20 protein-coding genes are annotated in these 18,428 nt (G+C 46.7%); 9 read left to right on the top strand and 11 right to left on the bottom strand.

From position 1 onward, the window contains the following. The first annotated feature begins 39 nt into the window (after nt 1-39). Nucleotides 40-225: a hypothetical protein gene (locus ACLVWU_RS13695; protein WP_413575369.1), complete on the top strand. Its 186-nt coding sequence runs from the start codon at nt 40-42 to the stop codon at nt 223-225. A 269-nt stretch (nt 226-494) separates the two neighbouring features. Here ACLVWU_RS13695 and ACLVWU_RS13690 read toward each other — a convergent pair whose 3' ends face one another. Continuing rightward, a complete protein-coding gene (locus ACLVWU_RS13690; protein ID WP_413575368.1) occupies nt 495-1,391 on the bottom strand; it encodes an HNH endonuclease in 897 nt (298 codons plus the stop codon). Between the two features lie 279 nt (nt 1,392-1,670). On the opposite strand from ACLVWU_RS13690, the gene ACLVWU_RS13685 reads away from it, so the two are divergent. Beyond that, a complete protein-coding gene (locus tag ACLVWU_RS13685; RefSeq protein WP_413575367.1) occupies nt 1,671-1,793 on the top strand; it encodes a hypothetical protein in 123 nt (40 codons plus the stop codon). 295 nt (nt 1,794-2,088) lie between these two features. After that, nucleotides 2,089-2,754, top strand: a complete 666-nt coding sequence (locus ACLVWU_RS13680; RefSeq protein ID WP_413575366.1) for a hypothetical protein — start codon at nt 2,089-2,091, stop codon at nt 2,752-2,754. 180 nt (nt 2,755-2,934) lie between these two features. On the opposite strand, the gene ACLVWU_RS13675 is transcribed toward ACLVWU_RS13680, so the two are convergent. After that, nucleotides 2,935-3,870 (bottom strand): hypothetical protein, encoded by a 936-nt coding sequence (locus ACLVWU_RS13675; RefSeq protein ID WP_413575364.1) that lies wholly within the window; start codon nt 3,868-3,870, stop codon nt 2,935-2,937. A gap of 22 nt (nt 3,871-3,892) precedes the next feature. Continuing rightward, nucleotides 3,893-4,903 (bottom strand): L,D-transpeptidase family protein, encoded by a 1,011-nt coding sequence (locus tag ACLVWU_RS13670; RefSeq protein WP_413575363.1) that lies wholly within the window; start codon nt 4,901-4,903, stop codon nt 3,893-3,895. A gap of 162 nt (nt 4,904-5,065) precedes the next feature. On the opposite strand from ACLVWU_RS13670, the gene fliL reads away from it, so the two are divergent. The 3 genes from fliL to ACLVWU_RS13655 all read left to right on the top strand — a co-directional run bounded on the left by fliL (nt 5,066) and on the right by ACLVWU_RS13655 (nt 8,573). Continuing rightward, a complete protein-coding gene (gene fliL, locus ACLVWU_RS13665; protein ID WP_413575362.1) occupies nt 5,066-5,572 on the top strand; it encodes a flagellar basal body-associated protein FliL in 507 nt (168 codons plus the stop codon). Nucleotides 5,573-5,743: 171 nt separating this feature from the next. Next, complete coding sequence (locus ACLVWU_RS13660; RefSeq protein ID WP_413575360.1) at nt 5,744-7,159, top strand: M16 family metallopeptidase; 1,416 nt, start codon at nt 5,744-5,746, stop codon at nt 7,157-7,159. Continuing rightward, nucleotides 7,152-8,573 carry a M16 family metallopeptidase gene (locus ACLVWU_RS13655; protein WP_413575358.1) on the top strand — a complete coding sequence of 474 codons (1,422 nt, stop codon included), beginning with the start codon at nt 7,152-7,154 and terminating at the stop codon, nt 8,571-8,573. The genes ACLVWU_RS13660 and ACLVWU_RS13655 overlap by 8 nt, the downstream gene beginning before the upstream one ends. A 53-nt stretch (nt 8,574-8,626) precedes the next feature. Here ACLVWU_RS13655 and ACLVWU_RS13650 read toward each other — a convergent pair whose 3' ends face one another. Both ACLVWU_RS13650 and ACLVWU_RS13645 read right to left on the bottom strand, forming a co-directional pair. Continuing rightward, entirely contained in the window at nt 8,627-9,364 is a 738-nt protein-coding gene (locus tag ACLVWU_RS13650) for a DUF3750 domain-containing protein (RefSeq protein WP_413575357.1), read from the bottom strand. Nucleotides 9,365-9,472: 108 nt separating this feature from the next. Continuing rightward, a complete protein-coding gene (locus tag ACLVWU_RS13645) occupies nt 9,473-10,192 on the bottom strand; it encodes an LPXTG cell wall anchor domain-containing protein (protein WP_413575356.1) in 720 nt (239 codons plus the stop codon). Between the two features lie 80 nt (nt 10,193-10,272). Between ACLVWU_RS13645 and ACLVWU_RS13640 the strand changes: the two genes are divergently transcribed. Both ACLVWU_RS13640 and ACLVWU_RS13635 read left to right on the top strand, forming a co-directional pair. Continuing rightward, nucleotides 10,273-11,172, top strand: a complete 900-nt coding sequence (locus ACLVWU_RS13640; RefSeq protein ID WP_413575355.1) for a LysR family transcriptional regulator — start codon at nt 10,273-10,275, stop codon at nt 11,170-11,172. A gap of 84 nt (nt 11,173-11,256) precedes the next feature. Continuing rightward, nucleotides 11,257-13,092, top strand: coding sequence for a methyl-accepting chemotaxis protein (locus tag ACLVWU_RS13635; RefSeq protein WP_413575354.1), 1,836 nt, complete (start codon nt 11,257-11,259; stop codon nt 13,090-13,092). A gap of 68 nt (nt 13,093-13,160) precedes the next feature. On the opposite strand, the gene ACLVWU_RS13630 is transcribed toward ACLVWU_RS13635, so the two are convergent. Continuing rightward, entirely contained in the window at nt 13,161-13,685 is a 525-nt protein-coding gene (locus ACLVWU_RS13630; RefSeq protein WP_413575353.1) for a hypothetical protein, read from the bottom strand. 269 nt (nt 13,686-13,954) lie between these two features. Here ACLVWU_RS13630 and ACLVWU_RS13625 point away from each other — a divergent pair, with 269 nt between their 5' ends. Then, the gene (locus tag ACLVWU_RS13625) at nt 13,955-15,463 is read left to right on the top strand and encodes a phospholipase D-like domain-containing protein (protein ID WP_413575352.1); all 1,509 of its coding nucleotides are present in this window, start codon (nt 13,955-13,957) and stop codon (nt 15,461-15,463) included. A gap of 7 nt (nt 15,464-15,470) precedes the next feature. Here ACLVWU_RS13625 and ACLVWU_RS13620 read toward each other — a convergent pair whose 3' ends face one another. Genes ACLVWU_RS13620 through nrdR form a run of 5 tightly spaced genes read right to left on the bottom strand, consistent with a single transcriptional unit; the run spans nt 15,471 to nt 18,301 of the window. Further along, nucleotides 15,471-16,316 (bottom strand): pyruvate, water dikinase regulatory protein, encoded by an 846-nt coding sequence (locus tag ACLVWU_RS13620; protein ID WP_413575351.1) that lies wholly within the window; start codon nt 16,314-16,316, stop codon nt 15,471-15,473. A 2-nt stretch (nt 16,317-16,318) separates the two neighbouring features. After that, nucleotides 16,319-16,876 carry a GTP cyclohydrolase gene (locus ACLVWU_RS13615; RefSeq protein WP_413575350.1) on the bottom strand — a complete coding sequence of 186 codons (558 nt, stop codon included), beginning with the start codon at nt 16,874-16,876 and terminating at the stop codon, nt 16,319-16,321. Nucleotides 16,877-16,918: 42 nt separating this feature from the next. Continuing rightward, nucleotides 16,919-17,371: a hypothetical protein gene (locus ACLVWU_RS13610; RefSeq protein ID WP_413575349.1), complete on the bottom strand. Its 453-nt coding sequence runs from the start codon at nt 17,369-17,371 to the stop codon at nt 16,919-16,921. Continuing rightward, a complete protein-coding gene (gene nusB, locus ACLVWU_RS13605; RefSeq protein WP_413575348.1) occupies nt 17,371-17,778 on the bottom strand; it encodes a transcription antitermination factor NusB in 408 nt (135 codons plus the stop codon). The genes ACLVWU_RS13610 and nusB overlap by 1 nt, the downstream gene beginning before the upstream one ends. Then, entirely contained in the window at nt 17,717-18,301 is a 585-nt protein-coding gene (gene nrdR / locus ACLVWU_RS13600; RefSeq protein WP_413575347.1) for a transcriptional regulator NrdR, read from the bottom strand. The genes nusB and nrdR overlap by 62 nt, the downstream gene beginning before the upstream one ends. Between the last annotated feature and the right edge of the window lie 127 nt (nt 18,302-18,428).

The following is an 18,428-nucleotide window of genomic DNA, read 5'->3' as shown; positions in this document are numbered from 1 at the left end:
ATATAAAGAAAGCGATTTATATCAATTAAAGGAGCGCGCATGTCTTTGGCAGAAGCTAACAAGAATCTTAAATGGGACACTAGAATGACTGAATCCAAAATCAACACTGGTGAACTAAAAAAAGAAGAAATGCAAAAGCACCTTGAGCAACTTCCTGATCTTGCTCACAACGTAGAGAAATTCACTATCGACGGTAAGTCTTCTTCAACTGAAGAGTCTCACTAGTCTCTTCCACGCCGGAGTTTTTGCGAAGGCAGAAGTATCGAAAAAGCAGCCCTTAGAGGCTGCTTTTTTATTTTCTATTTAGTGCCTTCAATCAATACCGCCATTCGGCGGTAAAGTTCTGGGTTATAGTCGCTTTGTCGCAAGCACCGCCATTTGGCGGTAAAAGTTCCGTCGGCGTAGTTGGATTACCCCATGTATCGCCCGTCGGCAGTAAGGCACGCGCCGGAATAGGCGGCCTTATACCATAAGCAAATGTTTCAAATTTTAGGTTATGAGATATTTCTAATGCCGGCTTCTTGCAGGTACTTCAACTTGTTGTGAGCTGCGCAGAGGACTTGCAGGTTCTCGATTTTGTGATCGCCGTCAGCCCAACGACTTTGTTTGTGGTCCACTTGCAATAGCCACTTACTTTTACATTGTCTTCCAGTTTGTGAATCCACCCACTGGCAACAAGGCTGATTCTTTAAAAGCCCTTTTTTGGTTTTTAATTTTACTTGAGCGGCAGTGTTCGTTTTTGTTGGACCTTTTATGTCGCCAGAATCTTTGCGTCCAGTTTTTTGTTTAATCACTTTGTCTGCCAAGTATTCCAAAAACACTGCTAAATCCTGGGATGAAACTGCGTGCGACAAAAGTTCCTGGGCGTTTTTGATTTTAGCAAAAGCTTCCTTGGAAAGCGTGAGTTCGATGCGAACACTTTCGTCTGCTTGGACTCTTTGCTGTGTGGCTTGAGCTATTGGCAAGTCAAAGAATGCGGCGACTTGTTGTTGCGTTTGCGCAAAGGACTTCTTGCCAAGATTTTCCAGAATTTCCATTTTTTGCTCGGTTGTGACAGGAACGTCGCGGATTCTAGTCACTTCGCGGATGGCTTTTTGTAGCAAAGAAATTTGGCTAAGGTTTAGTTCCCCGGATTGAATTTTTTCAGCCATAACGGGAAGCTCACGAAGCAATCTGGCGGCATCAATTCTGCGTTGAGCGCTTCCTTCGGAGTAACCTACGCCTTGAACCAGATATTCAAACAAGCTCGCGAATCCAAATTCCAAATAAGACTTTCTTGCATCAATTTCTTTGAGGGTCTCAAGAACTTCATGCAAGATTTCACGTTCCTTTTTTGCCAAGTCTTTCATTCTATAATCTAATTCGTTTTGATCTAGAGCTTTCAAATTCATCGCTGTCTCCTCTGAATTGAAAACAACATAACACATGAATTTGCGGATGATTTTTCTGCGTTTGACTAACTCGGCGCGAATTCAATCTATAAATTCATTAGCGCCGTTAGCAGGCGCCTTCATCTACAGAAATTCAAAAATTCCATTTTTACAAATATCCTCGCCCAAATCGAATTTTAAAGATCGGAAAAACCGGTCAAGAATTTTTCTGTGAAAGTTAAATTACATATTGATCACTGTCACCGCCATTTGGCGGCAGATGAATAGTTGGATGGATGGATGGATGGATGGATGGATGGATGGATGGATGGATGGATGGATGGATGGATGGATGGATGGATGGATGGATGGATGGATGGATGGATGGATGGATGGATGGATGGATGGATGATTGGCGAGTGAGTGAGTGAGTGATGAAGGATGAAGGATGAAGGATGAAGGATGAAGGATGAAGGATGAAGGATGAAGGATGAAGGATGAAGGATGAAAGGGTGTGGACTAACTAGGGCTACATGAGTTTGCGCCTTGGGAGAGGCGGAAGCCTACGGGGAGTGAAGATGGCGACAGGATGGTCGACCGTGAATATCTTTCCTGGTGAGGGCTATTAAATGGGATAGGGTGCTTTGGGGTCCAGAAATCGTGGCATAAAATGTGAAAACATCCTCGACATTGAAAATATCTAAATAAAGGATGATCGATGAAATCACTTTCTGTTTTGGTTTTGGGATGTTTATTGTCTGTTACCTCATTTGCGGCACCAAGTTCAGGCCGTGTTGCTGAAAAAGCGGATCGCGTGGCGATGGAACTTCGTTACCGTGGTCACGAACTTTCTGATTCTCAATTGGATCTAATCAATAAGAACCTGGATTCTATCCGTCGTGTTTTGGATGGTGATCTTGATCAAGGTTCTGAATTGCGTTTGATCTGTATCTCTCGTGATAACGATGGTCGTTCGCCTTATGTTTTGGCGAAGCGTGAAGGTGTGAATACAATCCGTTCTGCTGCAGTTTACAGCTCAATTCAAGACTGTGAGAACGCGATTAGAACTGCACGAGTTATCGGTGACAGAGCTCTTGTTTGTTCTTCCAAAGATGACGACGGCAGAGAGCCGACGGTTCTTACTCTTCTATGGTTGGATGCTTCTAAAAAGATTCCATATTCTGTTACCACACAAGCTGATTGCGCTGATAACTTGAAGATGATGAGACCGGATCGCTCCAACACAGTGACTTTCTGTGCTTCCAAAGATGGTGACTCCCGCAATCCATTTATCGCAGTAAGCTTGAATTTGAATAACAATTCAGTTCAAAAAAGTACGGCGGTTTTCAATACGATTTCTGAGTGCCGTCAGTTTCTTAAATAGTTCGAAAATTTAAAGCTTAATGAAGAAAGCAGTCCTAAAAAGGGACTGCTTTTTTATTTTCTGAATCGCGCCGACCACATTCACCGCCAAATGGCGGTGAATGATTGGTAGACTTTGTTAGTAAGAGGATCTCGATTCTAAATCCGATTAGGATTGCACGGCTGGACAGATTCTAGCGAATTAGATTCCAAAGTATTCAAAAACTTTGATGGCGATTTGGAATTCTGATTCCAGATCCAGCGGGTCGGTTGCCATATTCAGTGACGCACCTTTGGCAGACTTGTGGATTTTCGCAAGCTTCGCTTGGGCTTCCTTCCAGTAGCGTTCCTGCCACTGAGGATTCGTCACCCGGGTGAAGAGTTCGTTGATTTCAAGGCTGCGCTCGGTGGCGTCCTTATTCATCTTCTTCTGGCCGGGGAATACATAGTCTACCACTTTAACGATGTCTTCTGGATTCACCAGCTCCAGCGTGCAATAAGTCGCGCAGACCATCGCCAGCAAATAGCGACGGTAAGTCACAAGATCTTTGGTGTGGTAAGAGTGCTCTCCGCCAGAGCGGTAAATCACTTTTAGATCCTCGAATACAGGAGATAGTTTTTTACCCAGCTCGTCGCCCAGGGCCAAATCCAATACGACTACCAAGCTTTCAGCAAAATTCAAATATCTGCGAAATGCGGTGCCGTCTTTCGGTGCAGGGGGCAACAACCGCCACAAAATGCGGTGATTCTGTTCGTGATACAAAGAGATCTCGTTGAAACGCCCCAAAGCTTCCAGTTCCTTGTCCGGATCTGCCAGCTCGTGAGAGTGATCTTTAAACCATAAAAGCTCAGACCAGGAAGGGGAGTACTGAATAACATCAGCAAACAGGTCCTGCGCGCTTAATGAACGCATGGTGGAGCAGATTTTTGCTTCAAATACGCCGCCCAGTTGCTGGTACATTTCGCGGCTCGCACGGTATAGAGAGCTCGCTTGCAGAAGCTGCGCGTCCAGTGGGTATTCAGATAAAACTAGTTTGGAATGTTTTTTGGAAACCGGCAGGCTGGCCAGCAGGTTCAGGTCTTCCAGGAAATATTGAACGTCAGAATTCTGCGCCGAGGGGGACGACTTTTTCGCCATTTAATATCGTCCCTTTAATCAACTACTGAGTTTGCTGGATGTTGCCAGCTTGAGCTGTCATGGAGTTTTCGCGAGCGATAGCGGATGAAACCGCTTTCTGGCTGAAGGGAGCCCACTCTTCGCGGATGATCTTATATGAATCACCGGATTTCACGGCGTAGATCGTTTTCACACCGTAGTCGATGTGTTTGTCAGATTCATAGCGCTGCAAAGTTTTTACCAGCAATTGGTCATTGTGCTGAACAATGTATGGCTGGGAAAGATGAACCTTGATGAACTCATATTGTTTCTTCAAGTTTGATTTGTGGTTTTTCCAACCAGCAAAGTCAAAACCTGGAGCTTTGAATTCAGTATCATAGAAGCTCATGTACTTATCGATATCCTGGGACTCCCAGGATTGACGCCAGCCTTCAATAAACGTGTTCAAAGCTACACGACGTTTTTCGTGTTCATCTTTAGAAACATAGCTGACGTGATCGAAGATCAGGATTGGCGTTTCGTTCAGCTTAATATAGTCAGCCAGTTTTTTTATGACTTCATTGCGAACCACCACGCAGCCACGGGAACCGCGGGTCAATGGAACTGTATCAGGAATCGCGTGCAACCAGATGCCGGATCCGGTTTTGTTTTCACGTTTGTCGAATAGGTTCGGGTAGTTTGTTGTAAATGCCAAAGCCCCATAAAGGTTGAATGGAATTTCAGGCTGAGTCAGGCGTTTCTGCAGGAAGTAGATGCCTTCCGGAGTTTTCTTGTCGTCGCGTTTGGTTTTATTTCCACCGGCGGCGCCGATGTCAGCCGGGAACTCATCCACTTTTTTGATTTGTTCGCCATTGCGCTCAAAAACGGTGAGTTTGCGTTTTTCCTTATCTACCAGGAAAACGAATTTGGAGAAAGCATCTGTCTCAGAGATCTGCAGCAGTGGTGCTGGTAGCAAATCGTTCGCCCCAAGTTGAGACGGTGCAGAAGATACAGATTCCGCCCTTGCAGGCAAACAAGCTAAAATAATAAGGCTGACCGAGAGTAAACTTCTCATAATATTATATTTCGGAAGACTGGTGATTTTTGTCAAGCCTCAGAATGAAAATGTCTAAAGGTTAGACGAAAAGTATGAAATTCACTTGGAATATTTGAGTTCACTCCCGTTAAGACCTAGGACTGAAGCTCCGATAGTTCCCCATGAAGTGAGAGGTTTCACATGGCAGAGAGTCAGGGACAGGCACCAGCAAAGCCTAAAAATTCCGGTATGATCTTGCAGATTGCTTTTGCAGTCCTTAATTTGGCCGTTATGGGCGGTGGCGCTTATATGGTCTATGCCTCGACGATGGGGTGGGAATCGCCTTCGATTAGCGAAGAAACGGCTCAAAGGGAACTGGCTTCAGTGGAAACAACTGAAATGGCCCCGATGGTCTATACAATGGATAAATTCACGGTCAATTTGAACGGTGAGCCTAAACGCACGATCCGCCTTGAGGTCAATTTACAGATGCTGGGCAAGGATGGCTTTGAAGAGGTGATGGAGCCGGAAAATCGCGCCAAAGCGCGTGATAAAATTGTTCGTATCCTGAATGAAGAAGGTTTCAACAACCTGGAAAGTATCCAGGGCAAACTATTCCTTAAAGACAAGATTGCCATGGAAGTAAATGGCATCCTTCATAGAGGCGTAGTTAAAGACGTTTTCTTCTCTGACTTCGTCGTTCAATAACCCGCCTTCTAACAGAGTAACCTAGCCTTTTATGTCCTAACACAAGGGCCTGCCCGCCGTAGCCTCGGCGAAGGTGGGTCTTAAGTCTTAACCTGCGTCTTATCGTTGTCATTCGGTTATCAGCAGACCAAACTTACATCTATAGAAATTACTCCAAGGAAAGAAGCAACTATGAAACGGATTTCTACATTGCTCGTCGCAATGACGTCCGTCTTTGCGACGTCTGCGCAAGCCATCGACCCGATGCCCTATCAACAACCAGCAAACGCTGACATCGTTGGCACCATCAAAGGATGGGCAAACACGGGCTCCTTGAAGCTCAGCTTGCCTGTGACTAAGTTCCAATTGAAAAACGGTTTAACAGTTTTGCTGGTCGAAGACCACACAGTGCCGATGGTGAGCTATCACACTTGGTACCGCGTGGGTTCTCGTGACGAGTCTCCGGGAGTGACGGGCGCGGCTCATATGCTTGAGCATATGATGTTCAAAGGTGCCAAAAAGTACGACGGCAAAGCCTTTGATCGCATTTTCCACGAGAATGGAATTTCCAATAATGCTTTCACCACGAATGACTACACCGGCTTTTATCAAAACCTTCCCAGCGACAAGCTGGAACTGGTCATGGATATGGAAGTCGATCGTATGAGCTCGCTGGCTTTGAAGCCCGAGGACTTAAAGAGTGAAAAAGAAGTTGTGAAAGAGGAGCGTCGCTGGCGCATTGATAACAACCCGATGGGGGTTGTGCGTGAAACGATGATGGGCACGGTCTTCAGAACCAGTCCTTATCGCTGGCCGGTTATTGGCTACATGAAAGACATCGAACAATACGATTCCGAAAAGCTGCGTTTCTTTTACAGTACTTTCTATGTACCAAATAATGCGGTGCTGGTTTTAGTCGGGGATTTCGATACTCCTAAAGTGAAATCCATGATTGAAAAATACTATGGCGCTTTGGAATATCGTCCGCTGCCAAATCGTAACTATCCGAAAGAAAAGCCACAGACAGTTCAACAAAACGCTGTGATCCGCCGTGATGTGCAAAATGATTCCTTCATCGTGGCATTCCAAAGTCCACCACAAAGCGACCCTGAAATGTATGCTCTGGATTTGGCAGCAAATATTCTGGGCAATGGCACCTCTTCGCGTTTATACAAACGTCTGGTTTATCAAAAACAATCTGCGACTTCGACTTATGCATTTAACTACGCTTTGAAAGAATCCGGAGTCTATGCAACAGGTGTGATGATGAAGCCGGGGGTAAACCACAAGGAAACTTTGGACGTGGTTTACAACGAGATCTGGAAACTTAGAAATCAAAAAGTTTCAGAGGCGGAATTGGCAAAAGCAAAAACCCAAGTGATCAAGGACCTGGTCGACAGTTTGAAAACCATGGATGGCAAGGCTCGCGCACTGGCGGTAAATGAAATCCAATCAGGAACTTATGAGACGCTATTTACAGACATCGAAAAGTATCAGGCGGTCACCGCTGAGGATATTAAACGAGTCAGTGAAAAGTATACGAACCAAACTCAGCGCTCCATTATCGTGCTGGAACCGAAAGTGAAACAAGGAGCTGCCAATGAATAAAGTTATTCAAAATCTGACGTTGCCATTTGTATGCGTGGCCCTTGCTTCTTGTGCCGGGAAGACTTCCAAAACGGAACATGCTACGCCGGCCGGTTATACGGCTGGTAAGAATGCCGGTACTTTCAAGTTGATGCCATATAAAGAAGTTGTTTTGGAAAACGGCTTAAAGATTATCTATGTGCGTGATAACAGCTTGCCACGCATCAGTCTGACGACACTTATTAAAACCGGCAATGTGCAGGAGCCTAAAGAGCATGCAGGATTGAATGCGATCACGGCCTATCTTCTGGAGCAGGGCAGTCAGTCCCGCGATGCGATGAAGATTGCCGATGAGTTCGGACAAATGGGCACGGCATTGGATGTGAATCCTGGATATGATGTCACTACGATCTATGCGGATGCATTGATTAATGATGCGCCGGCTTTGCTGCAGGTTTATTCAGACATACTGATGAATCCCGCATTTAAAGATGCCGAGATCAACAGATTGCGCTCTCAGCTGGTAGCAAGTCTGAAAAAGAAAATTGATAATCCATCGGCTTTCGCGGACGAACAGATGGATCAGTTTCTGTATGGCGAGCATCCTTATGGACGTGATGCCAACGGGACGATTCCGGGTCTGCAAACTTTGCGCAAACAGGATATCATCAAGCACTATCTGACTTTCTTCCGTCCGAACAATGCAACGATGGCAGTGGTGGGGCAGTTTGATGATGCTTTTGAAAAACAATTTCAGGACACGATGGGCAAGTGGACGAAACGTACGATTCCTGAAAGCAAAGCTGCAGAAGCTCCGGCGATAGACTCCCTGCAAGTAAAACTTGTGGTTAAAAAAGGTCTGCAACAAACACAAATTCGCGTGTCGCAACTGGGTATTGCCAGAACCGATAAGGATTTTGTTACTCTTCGTATGGCGAATGAATCCCTGGGTGGCAGCTTCGGCAGTCGTTTGAATCAAAAAGTTCGTGATGATCTGGGTTTGACCTATTCGATCTATTCAGGCTTTGATGCCCGCAAGTATCGCGGCAGCTTTGATGTCTCTACATTTACAAAGAATGAGACAGCAGCCAAAGCACTTGATGAAACTTTGAAGGTACTAAAAGACTTCGTCGATAACGGCGCGACAGAGCAAGAGGCCGTGGCTTCCCGCAATCAGCTGGTGGGGCAATTCCCTCGTGCGATTGAAACTTCGGATCGCCTGGCCTATAATCTGTTGGTTCTGGATTACTACGGTATTTCCTATGACTATCTGACGGACTATATTTCCAATGTGAAAAAGATCAGACAGAAGGACGCAAATGCTGCGATCAAGCGTCACGTGGATGCGACGAAATTCAAAGTCGTGGTTTACGGGAACGAGTCGATCATTCCGCAGTTCAAAGATTATAAGCCGGAAGTGGTTCGAATTCGCTAATAGTGATTTGCAGTTACACAAATTAAAAAGCCAGGCAGTGAGCCTGGCTTTTTTTATTTGGCAAATACGGGTTTATCCGACATCCCTAAGCGTCCCACAAAGGGCAGTTTTAGCGCCGGTCGCGCAAAATCAATTCCAAAACTCATGCCCAATAAATTGAACTCGATGCCCTCGGCCAGACCAACACTTGCACCCAACATTCCAAAAATGGACAGCTGCACGCCGGTGCCGGATTCGGTAATGCCTACTGGTTGGCCCTTGCCGATCCAATCCTTGCCGACTGCATGCGGGGGAAGATCCGTATAGATGCCTGGCGTGTTTCTCATAACATAAGAAACAAAGGTGTTGCTGTTGGGGCCTGGATAGATGCGATAGGAGTCTGGATAAGGATAGCTCTCAATCGATTTTAGCAGCGCAGGAATCATTTCTTCAGCTGCCGGGCCACGCACATCCAAATGAAGTGTGGGCTCATTGCCAAACCATTTCTGGTCGGGTTGGCGATGGGTCACACGAACTACAGGCAGGCCGCGATTCGCATAATAGCCGATGACTTCATAAACACTCCACTCGCGGGCGTTCTTTTCTTTGAAGGCCACCCACGAGTGAACGGCAAGGTGGCCTTTCCAACCATAGGTGCGGGCTGAATAAATCTGCACAACCGCGCGTTCTTCTTGTTGGGGAGTGGGCGCGATGCCGACGGAACTGCGATCAGCGGTTCTCCAATCATCAGCGAAGACGGTCACAGATTTTAAAAAGAAGAGGATCAGTAAAGCGAAGGATTTTACTTTCATGCAGATAAGGATATCTGAAATATGCTGAAAGCAACAGAAATGAGGCGGTGTGAGGCAGACAAAAGTGGGCGTGAAACCTGCGCCCACTTTGAAATACTAAGGATTCTTTTATTTGCGCTTGTTCTTTTTGGCGCGAATGAAAATGAAGGCTCCCAAAGCAGCTAACAGCAGGGCTCCGAAAAGCAGCATGCCTTTGTTGGAACTTCCTGATTTTGGGCCATCCTGATACATATCGTCTGGCATTGCCGACTGAATGCCTTGCCCGAAGGTGCCGCTGCCTGGGCGCAATGGTCCCAATTCTGGTTTTGCCAGAAGATTTTTAGATGCAATGACTTGCAAGCTCATCACAGCTTTGAAGAAGTCAGAGCTGTATTTAGTGTAATACTGTTTGTGGGCCGAGAATGTAACAAGGATTGCGATCTTGTCTTTGATCGTCGCCACATAGCGAGTGAAGTAGTTCGCAACTTCTGAATTCATGTGCAAGGCGTCGATCCAAATCTGATTGTTGATGGTTTCTTTTTTACTCTTATAAACCACCTTGGAAGTCAAAGCACCGCCACCTTTAGTCATGATCGAGATCGGTGAGTCCAAATGAGTTTGATAAAGTGGAAAGGTGTCAGTCGGTCCGACTTCCTTTGCCGTCAAGATGATGATGGCTTCCTTGGATTCTTTGGTTTGTTCGCTACGGCACACCCATTCGGTTTGCTCAAGATTGCACTTCCAGGTCTCTGGAAGCTCAAAAGAGATGTAGGCGTTGCGGAAGACTTTTGCATTGGCGCTAAAACTGAGTAGAATAACTGCGAGCGGCGCGAACAATCGTAACATCATGTTGAATACCTCCAGATGCGGACGACTGTAAGTATAATAATAAAAACCGCCCGGATCAAAGCGCAAAGGAGAAAAATCTCGTGAAGAACCTATATCAGCTGACCACCTTTGTGACTGTCATCAGTGAAGGCAGTATGACCGCAGCCGCCGATAAACTTTATCTGACCCAACCCGCGGTCAGTCAGCAAATTCGCAATCTAGAGGAAGATCTAGGTGTGGAGCTGCTGGTTCGCGGAGTTCGTCAGATCAAAGCGACTCCGCAAGGGGAAGTTTTGTTCGACTATGCTAAAAAGATCATTCATTTGACTCAGCAGGCGGAGATCGCCATTAAGTCCATTGGTAATCAGATGAAGGGTCAATTGAGAATTGGAACCTTGAATTCGATTGGGCTGCATCTGATGAGTCCGATCGTGGGGCGATTGATGCGCCATAACCCCGATCTATCACTTAAGATCGACTACGAATCTGGGGAAGACCTGATTCAAAGCTTCAAGAAGTCACTTTATGACGTGATTATCCTGCCGGAGACGAAGTCCGAGTTTGCGGAGGACCTGGAAGGCTGTGAGCAAAAGTTCCTGGTCAAAGAGGAGATGTGGCTGGTGGGCTCCAGCAAGGACGAAAAGATGCCTCAACAGATCACCTCTAAGGATTTGAATGCGTTCCCCGTGGTGGACTTTACGCAGGAGTTCCCGCGTTTTAATCGTATCCTGAAAGAGAAAATCGAAAGCTCCAAGGCCCATGCTATTTTTGAATCTGCCAACGTCGGAACCCTAAAGCGCGTGATAGAAGCTGGATTGGGTTGGGGTTTTCTTCCGGCTCACTCAGTTAAAAAACAGGTGCGCTCGGGCCGTTTGAATCGCGTGTACGTGAAAGACCTGGCCTACGAAATGGATCTGACTTTCTATTATAAAAAGAATTCAGCAAACAAGCCGTTGGTCGAGATCTTCTACTCTACTTTGGCGGGACAAGAAAAGGCCTAGACCTTTAGCGATCTATAAATTTAATCACATTTAGCCGAAAAGTTACTGATTAAAGTTTCAGTAACTTTTTGGAAAAGGTGATTTGTGAAAGTTAAACCTTCGATTCAAATCAAAATGTCCGTGCCGATTATTTTTATCGCGATCCTCGTATTTGTGGCGATGAACTTTTTGGTAGCTAGAAACAGTCTAAAAACTGCAGAGTCTCAAGCAGTTGAAGAAACCACAGCCATTGCAAAAGCCTACGCAAATGAAATGCGTCTTTCTGCGGAAGCAGGGTTGGGTACTGCACGGGTTTTGGCGCAGTACCTTCAGTCGAATCGTGTAAACCAACACACAGAGCGTACTCCGATTGAACATGCCTTTAAGGATATTCTTCAGAGTAATAAATCGCTGATCGGAGTTTGGACGGCGTGGGAGCCGAATGCCTGGGACGGGCAAGATGCTAAATTTGCGAACACTCCAGGATATGACAGCACCGGTCGTTTTATTCCTTATTTAAGTTATGCCGATGGCAAAGCCCATCTTGCACCTTTGGTGGATTATGAAAAACCAGGTGCGGGTGACTACTATCTGGTTCCAAAAGCCCGTGGGAAAGAAACCATGGTGGAGCCGTACTTATATCCCATCGACGGTCAGCAAGTTTTAATGACGTCAGCAGTGGTGCCGATCTTTATCGATGGTAAAGTTGCCGGAGTTGCTGGAGTGGATTTGCCACTGAAAGACCTGCAAGAACAGGCTTCTCATATCAAACCCTTTGAATCTTCGGTTTCATTCCTGGTGACAGACACAGGAAAACTGGCAGCTCATCCAGATTCAAAAATGATCACGCAGCCTGCGAAGTTTTCTTTTGAACCAGAAAAATTCGCTAAAGCTGTTTCCGCGGGCGAGCGCCTGGTTTTAAGTGGTATGGACCCGGAATTAAAAGAAGAATTTCTTTACGTAGTCACACCAGTACCGATGGGCCAGACAGAAAAGTCCTGGTCTCTGGTGGTGCGCACTCCACTTAAAGATGTGATGGCCGATGCACGAGCGATGGTTATGACTCAAATTATTATCGCGATTGCCGGGACTTTGATTTTGTTGGTAGCGGTGCAATTTATTGCGATTTATATTTCCAAATCGGTCAGTCGTATTACGGATCGCTTGTCTGAATCCGGCGACAACGTAACGACAGCGATCGAGCAACTGTCACTGGCAGGTCAAAGCTTGTCCCAATCTGCAAGCGAATCCGCAGCTTCTTTGGAAGAAACAGTGGCGGCCCTTGAAGAGATGAGCTCGATGGTTCGTATGAATTCAGAGAATGCCAAACAAGCCGCGAACCTTTCAGCGCAGTCTTCGGACTCTGCCCGCAAGGGTGAGGAAGAAATGGGTGCCTTGATTCAGTCGATGACTGAAATCGCGAAATCATCAAAAGAAATCGAAGAGATCATCAACGTGATTGATGATATTGCTTTCCAGACAAACTTGCTGGCTTTAAACGCCGCTGTCGAAGCCGCGCGTGCCGGAGAGCAGGGTAAGGGCTTCGCCGTCGTGGCGGAAGCGGTTCGCGCCTTGGCGCAAAGATCTGCTGTGGCCGCGAAAGATATCAACAGCCTTATCAAAACGAGTGTGTCCAAGGTTGAAAACGGTACTCAACAGGCACATCGCTCCGGCGAAGTCCTAAAAGGTATCGTCGCTTCAGTTAAAAAAGTTTCTGATCTGAATTTGGAAATCTCTACCGCGAGTGAAGAGCAAGCGACTGGTATTCAGCAGATTTCCAAAGCGATGAATCAACTGGATGCTTCGGTTCAGTCCAATGCGGCTTCTTCAGAGGAGATCGCGGGAACTTCCACGGACATCAGTCATCAGGCGAACGTGATGAAAGTCGCGACGGTCGAAATGAATGTGTTTGTTCATGGTGAGGATAAAAACGCGGCTTAATTTGAAATTAGAAATTTGAAATTAGAGTTTAAGAGCGAGGGGTGGTCTCCTCGCTCTTTTTATTTCAATTAGTTGCCTGGTTCTGGTTGTGGTTCAGGTTCTGGTGCTGGAGTGCCCTCTGTGATGGACTCCAAGCCCAATGTGGTTTTGGTTCCTGCTGTCACATCAGTCACTTCGTATTTGATCATGCCAAATGGTACATCACCCATCCATGTTTTGATGATACGACCATCGTCAGCTGTCACTGTTGTGCGGCAGGCTTGATATGTGCCCGTCGTAACCGCGACTTCTTCCATAGTACCACCCATCATCGCACAGTTTGTCATAGTGTGCTGCCAGGCATCTGGATTCCACAGGCAGGATTTCATGATTTCTTCCGTGGTGGTTTCGTCACCTTTCACAGTGTCAACTTTTACAGTCCATTTGTGGGATGTTAAATCAAATTTTGTAACTTCTTTGGTGACAGACATTTCAGTTTTAGTGCCGTCGAGTTTTTCTTCAGCACCCTTCCACATGACTTTGTCGCCCACTGTTGGGTATGCCATCGCGGAACTTGAAATCAGCAGCAGGGCTGCCAGAACTTTGGAAAACATAATGACCTCCTGTCATTTTGGGTTGGTTGAACAAAACGGTCCCAGCTTCGCACGAAGGATTTTTCATTTCCTTATGTTTTCTGATAGCTTTTGCAGACTCACAGACCAGTGTGGATTTGTGGGGGTGTTAAGTTCTTGTACACTCGTGAAATTCCTTCCCAAGACGGCCGTTTCCTCCAGTTCAGACGCTGTGAGACCGCATTAAAGTGGCCATGTATTTGCATCGTTAAGTCCCGTTAAATTCCCTCATTTTCAGAACGGAGGTCGTGGTGAAATTAAAGTTTTATTTGATGGCAGCAATGATGACCTTCGCCAGCTCCGCATATTCTTCTCGCAATATGAAGGACTCCGAGGGAGTATACCGTCGTCGTACCGAACCTCAGCAGATAACGATTCTGGATAGTGGCATCGCATCGCTTAAAAAGCGTCTGGATATGATCGAAAGCGCAAAGCGTTCGATTGAAATGGAATACTTCATTTACAGTATCGATACTGCTGGACGACTGATCACCGATGCCCTGATTCGCAAGGCCCGCCAAGGTGTCAAGATTCGTGTCATCGTGGATACGTCGCTGCCGATCTTTGAACTGAATAAATACTACGCTTCGGTTTTGAAAGAGGCGGGGATCGAAGTTCATTACTACAACCCGGCCGTGCTGGTGCGTGTGGTGACAGTTCAGTTTCGCAGTCACCGCAAAACTTTGATCGTGGATGGAATTGAAGGCATCACTGGCGGGCGCAATATCGCCGACGAATATTTCGATCTAAGCCCGGAATACAATTTTCTGGATACCGATATCGTCGTCAAGGGCACCATTGTTCAGGACATGCTAAAAAGTTTTGAAGAATTCTGGAATGCGGAATTGACCGAGAATGCACCGATCGTGCGTGCTCCTCGTCCCTCTGACTATCCGATGCTGAGTGATAATTACGAAAATGATCCGTGGACTCGCCAGGATAAAGATGCGCGCATTAGCATTAGTCGCTTTAAGGGTGAAGTCAGCAGATACGAAGAAGGCACAGCGAAGGCGAAAGCCTTCACTGTATTGACTCCTGATGATCACCGTATGCGCCGCTATGTTGATACCCTGGGGGCTCAGCTTTTGGCTAAAGAGACCACCGCAGTTTGTAATGACACCCTTTTCGCGGCGGACTTTCCAGGGATGGGTGAAAAGACCCGTGTACTGCGCAAGCAACTGGCGCTGGAAGCCAGCCTTGCGCAAAAAAAGGTTTATATCGAGTCGCCGTATTTCGTGGTTAAAAAAGAGATCTCTTCAATCCTTCATGATTTGCTTCGCCGCAGAGTTGAAATCAATGTGGTGTCGAATAGTTTGTATTCGACCGATGCTTTCTATACCCAGGCCGTATTTGACACGCGCATTCGTCGTTGGACGGAGCTGGGCGTGAATGTGTGGATGCATAAGGGGATTATCAATCCCAACCTGTACCCGGTGATTCCAGAGGCGCGTTCGGCGCGCTGGGGCACTCACTCTAAGCGCGCCGTGATTGACGAAAAGACGATCATGGTCGGGACCTTCAATATGGATCCGCGATCGACAAATATTAATGCCGAAATGGCTTTGATTTGTCGGGACAATCCGACTTTGGCGAAGGCATTGCAAGATAATATTCAGCAGCACATCGACGTCGCCGCAAAACTGAATCGCTATGGATTACGCGAAGACGGCCGTCCGATGCATGAAAATGTGCCTCTTTCCAAAAAGATCCTTTTCTGGATGACTCTGCCACTCGCCAACGTTTTGGACTTCTTATTGTAGTTAGATTTTAAAAGATAACGCTGTCCGGGAGCCCTAGGCGTGCGGCGATAATGCGCACGATTTCGCTGGCGGTTTCCTCGAGGGCTCGTTCTGTGACGTTAAAGACCGGCCAGCGGCGGTTGACCTTGAAGATCTTTTCGGCGAATTCAATTTCTTTCGCGATGTGGGCCATGGAGGCGTATTCGCCTCCGGTGTCCTGACCGAATTTTTCCAAACGGCTTTTGCGAATTCTTTGTAGTGAATCCATATCAATGATCAATCCCACCACGCGGCGCTGATCAATTTTAAATAACTCTTCAGGCAGTGGGGCATTTAACACCAACGGCACGTTCGCGACTTTCCAGCCTTTGTGGCTTAGGAAAATCGAAAGCGGTGTTTTGCTGGTGCGGGAAATTCCCACTAAAACAATGTCAGCTTTGTCCAGCTCGGCAAAAGTTTTTCCGTCATCGTGTTTAACGGTGTATTCAATCGCTTCAATGCGCTTGAAGTATCTTTCATCCACGGCACGTAAAGCACCGACATGGGATTCAGAATGCTCACCAAAGAAGGTATCTAGGGTGCTCAGTAGCGGGCCTAGCAAGTCAAAATACGGAATGCCTTTTCCAGAGGCGTGCTCGCGGATTTTGTTTCGCAATGAAGGACTGGCCACTGTATAGGCAAGCATTCCACGACGTTCAAAGCACTCTTCGATCACGGCTTCCGCCTGAGCTTCCGTACGTACGTTTTTGCTGCGGATGATATTGATATCTTTGTTCGAGTACTGAACCAGGGCCGCTCGAATCATTGTCGCTGCCGTTTCACCGGTACTGTCTGATAGAATGTAGATGGTGTAGGGCTTGGCTTCGCTGCTCATCGCTATTCCGCAAATCCGTTGATCAACGCACGACGAACATTGTCGGTGTGGTTTTGCAGCCAGATGTCAGGCAATGTCGAAAACAGAATGAATGAAAAATCAGGAGTGACTTTTATCAACAGGCAGGTGGTTTTGTTTTCCGGATCCAAATGTTGCAGGTTTGTTTTACGCAAAACTGCAGCAGCGTCCGTTTTAAGCCATGTCATTAAGCTTACGTTCGGCAATGAAATGGTGGATTTTGAATTGTTTTTGAAAAGCTCGGAAACACCTTTGTTAAAGAATGCCTGTGCTTTCCAGTTGCCATCGTGATTTTCCAAAAGAATACCGGCTTGAAACAACATCGCCAGACGCGAGAACACGACGATAGAGCGGTCAATATGATCTTCCGGCAAACCTTGCGACAGTCCACGTACCAAAGCTTCATCACGGGAGGCTTCGAATTCCTGCTGTACGCGCGCGTGTTCTTCGGATTGTGGATCGAAATCATTTTCCAAAAATGACTGAAGACGTTTTTGAAAGGTAGAGATTTTAGAGACTAAAGCTTGTGATAGACGTTCCATGATGCAATCCTCTTCACTTCATTGTGAAGCCACTGCAGAGGATTAATCAAGCACGACAGTAAAATCCTGGAAGCTTTGATGTTTGCTCCAGGCTTGTTGAAAGTTCCCGGTACTTTGTCCAGGTGGTAAGAAGACACGCATGGTGGGCTGTTGAAGGCCACTCCACACCTGAGAAATTGATTCGCACCAGCTGCCCAGGTTTTCATCCCAAGGGACCACCACAACCCAGCGGTTGGGAAGCAAAGTTTCAGAGGCAATCATCATCGGAGAGCTGTTGGGCATCGGGCGATAGAATTTTTGCTGTTCAGTTTCTTTTAAAACTTCATTCAGGAAAACCGGTACGTTGGCAGAATGGTGGCGCGAGGATTTGCACAGCTGGAAGTTCAAATACCAGTCCAGCTTGCCAGTCCATTGTGATTTCCCAAGTTGCGGCACCACCCACAGATCAGATCCGGGGTTCAGGGCGCCAGCCTGGGAAAGCACATTCAAAGCCATTAGTGGACCTTGCTCACTTGATCCAAAAGCCCATTTACGAAGCTTGAGGAATCAGATGTACCGTATTTTTTCGCGATCTCAACGGCTTCGTTGATGGCGATGTTTTCTTTGATAGGATCTGCAGAGAATTTCATTTCCCAAACGGCGATACGCAAAATATTGCGATCGATCGTTGCCATGCGCTCCACTTTCCAGTGTGCACTTGAGGCCTGGATTTTTGCATCCACTGCGGCTTTGTTTTCCTGAACACCTTTGATTAGCATATCGGCGTAAGAGATCGTCTCAGAGTCATAAGACTCTTCGAAAACATCCATAAACGTGCGAACGCTGATAGTGGGCGTGAACTCAGTTTGGAACAGGATTTGGAGAGCGAGCTCCCGGGCTTGTCGTCTTGCTGTCAATTTCATGATTTGGCTTTTTCTCGCTTTCAACAAAGTTCATCGCTGTAAGGCTTAATTGTGGATTACTTGCATCGACAAAATCAAGCAGTTCAGCGTCCTCAAGCGTCTCGACAAATTCCTGGACGTCTTTAAAGGTACGATAAACACTCGCGAAACGTACATAAGCCACGTCATCAAGCTGTTTCAGTTCCGCCATTACTTTCTTGCCCAGCAGGCGAGAGCTGACTTCGGATTCGCCACGATTGACGATCCAAGCTGCAATTCGCTCTACCACAGCATCGATTTGGGCGACACTGACAGGACGTTTTTGAGTCGCAGCTGAAAGACCCTTCAGTATTTTTTCTTTACTGAATGGTTCGCGGCGACCGTCTTTTTTAATAATATATGGGAGGGCGATCATGATGGTTTCAACCGTCGAGAAACGAGCTTTGCACTCAAGGCATTCGCGACGGCGACGGATGCTGCCATCTTTCTGCACTCGCGTATCTAAAACTCTGTCATCGGCATGTCCACAAAATGGGCATTTCATAGTCTTTGGTCCCGTCCCAGAAGGTTAGCCGGAGATTAGGGAGGGACCCTCTGGGAGTCAATGGACTCGGGATGAATGACCTGTTGCATCATTATAGTCTGCAATGAGTTCCGCCTAGGGCAAAACT

The sequence above is a fragment of the Bdellovibrio sp. HCB290 genome, from assembly GCF_047305925.1.
Lineage (GTDB): Bacteria > Bdellovibrionota > Bdellovibrionia > Bdellovibrionales > Bdellovibrionaceae > Bdellovibrio.
This window is presented reverse-complemented; position numbering and strand designations above follow the sequence as displayed.

What these genes read in the sequence shown, in the direction of transcription:
- ACLVWU_RS13695 (WP_413575369.1), top strand. Translation starts at nt 40, where the DNA reads ATGTCTTTGGCAGAAGCTAACAAGAATCTTAAATGGGACACTAGAATG.
- ACLVWU_RS13690 (WP_413575368.1), bottom strand. Translation starts at nt 1,391, where the DNA reads ATGAATTTGAAAGCTCTAGATCAAAACGAATTAGATTATAGAATGAAA.
- ACLVWU_RS13685 (WP_413575367.1), top strand. Translation starts at nt 1,671, where the DNA reads ATGGATGGATGGATGGATGGATGGATGGATGGATGGATGGATGGATGG.
- ACLVWU_RS13680 (WP_413575366.1), top strand. Translation starts at nt 2,089, where the DNA reads ATGAAATCACTTTCTGTTTTGGTTTTGGGATGTTTATTGTCTGTTACC.
- ACLVWU_RS13675 (WP_413575364.1), bottom strand. Translation starts at nt 3,870, where the DNA reads ATGGCGAAAAAGTCGTCCCCCTCGGCGCAGAATTCTGACGTTCAATAT.
- ACLVWU_RS13670 (WP_413575363.1), bottom strand. Translation starts at nt 4,903, where the DNA reads ATGAGAAGTTTACTCTCGGTCAGCCTTATTATTTTAGCTTGTTTGCCT.
- fliL (WP_413575362.1), top strand. Translation starts at nt 5,066, where the DNA reads ATGGCAGAGAGTCAGGGACAGGCACCAGCAAAGCCTAAAAATTCCGGT.
- ACLVWU_RS13660 (WP_413575360.1), top strand. Translation starts at nt 5,744, where the DNA reads ATGAAACGGATTTCTACATTGCTCGTCGCAATGACGTCCGTCTTTGCG.
- ACLVWU_RS13655 (WP_413575358.1), top strand. Translation starts at nt 7,152, where the DNA reads ATGAATAAAGTTATTCAAAATCTGACGTTGCCATTTGTATGCGTGGCC.
- ACLVWU_RS13650 (WP_413575357.1), bottom strand. Translation starts at nt 9,364, where the DNA reads ATGAAAGTAAAATCCTTCGCTTTACTGATCCTCTTCTTTTTAAAATCT.
- ACLVWU_RS13645 (WP_413575356.1), bottom strand. Translation starts at nt 10,192, where the DNA reads ATGATGTTACGATTGTTCGCGCCGCTCGCAGTTATTCTACTCAGTTTT.
- ACLVWU_RS13630 (WP_413575353.1), bottom strand. Translation starts at nt 13,685, where the DNA reads ATGTTTTCCAAAGTTCTGGCAGCCCTGCTGCTGATTTCAAGTTCCGCG.
- ACLVWU_RS13620 (WP_413575351.1), bottom strand. Translation starts at nt 16,316, where the DNA reads ATGAGCAGCGAAGCCAAGCCCTACACCATCTACATTCTATCAGACAGT.
- ACLVWU_RS13615 (WP_413575350.1), bottom strand. Translation starts at nt 16,876, where the DNA reads ATGGAACGTCTATCACAAGCTTTAGTCTCTAAAATCTCTACCTTTCAA.
- ACLVWU_RS13610 (WP_413575349.1), bottom strand. Translation starts at nt 17,371, where the DNA reads ATGGCTTTGAATGTGCTTTCCCAGGCTGGCGCCCTGAACCCCGGATCT.
- nusB (WP_413575348.1), bottom strand. Translation starts at nt 17,778, where the DNA reads ATGAAATTGACAGCAAGACGACAAGCCCGGGAGCTCGCTCTCCAAATC.
- nrdR (WP_413575347.1), bottom strand. Translation starts at nt 18,301, where the DNA reads ATGAAATGCCCATTTTGTGGACATGCCGATGACAGAGTTTTAGATACG.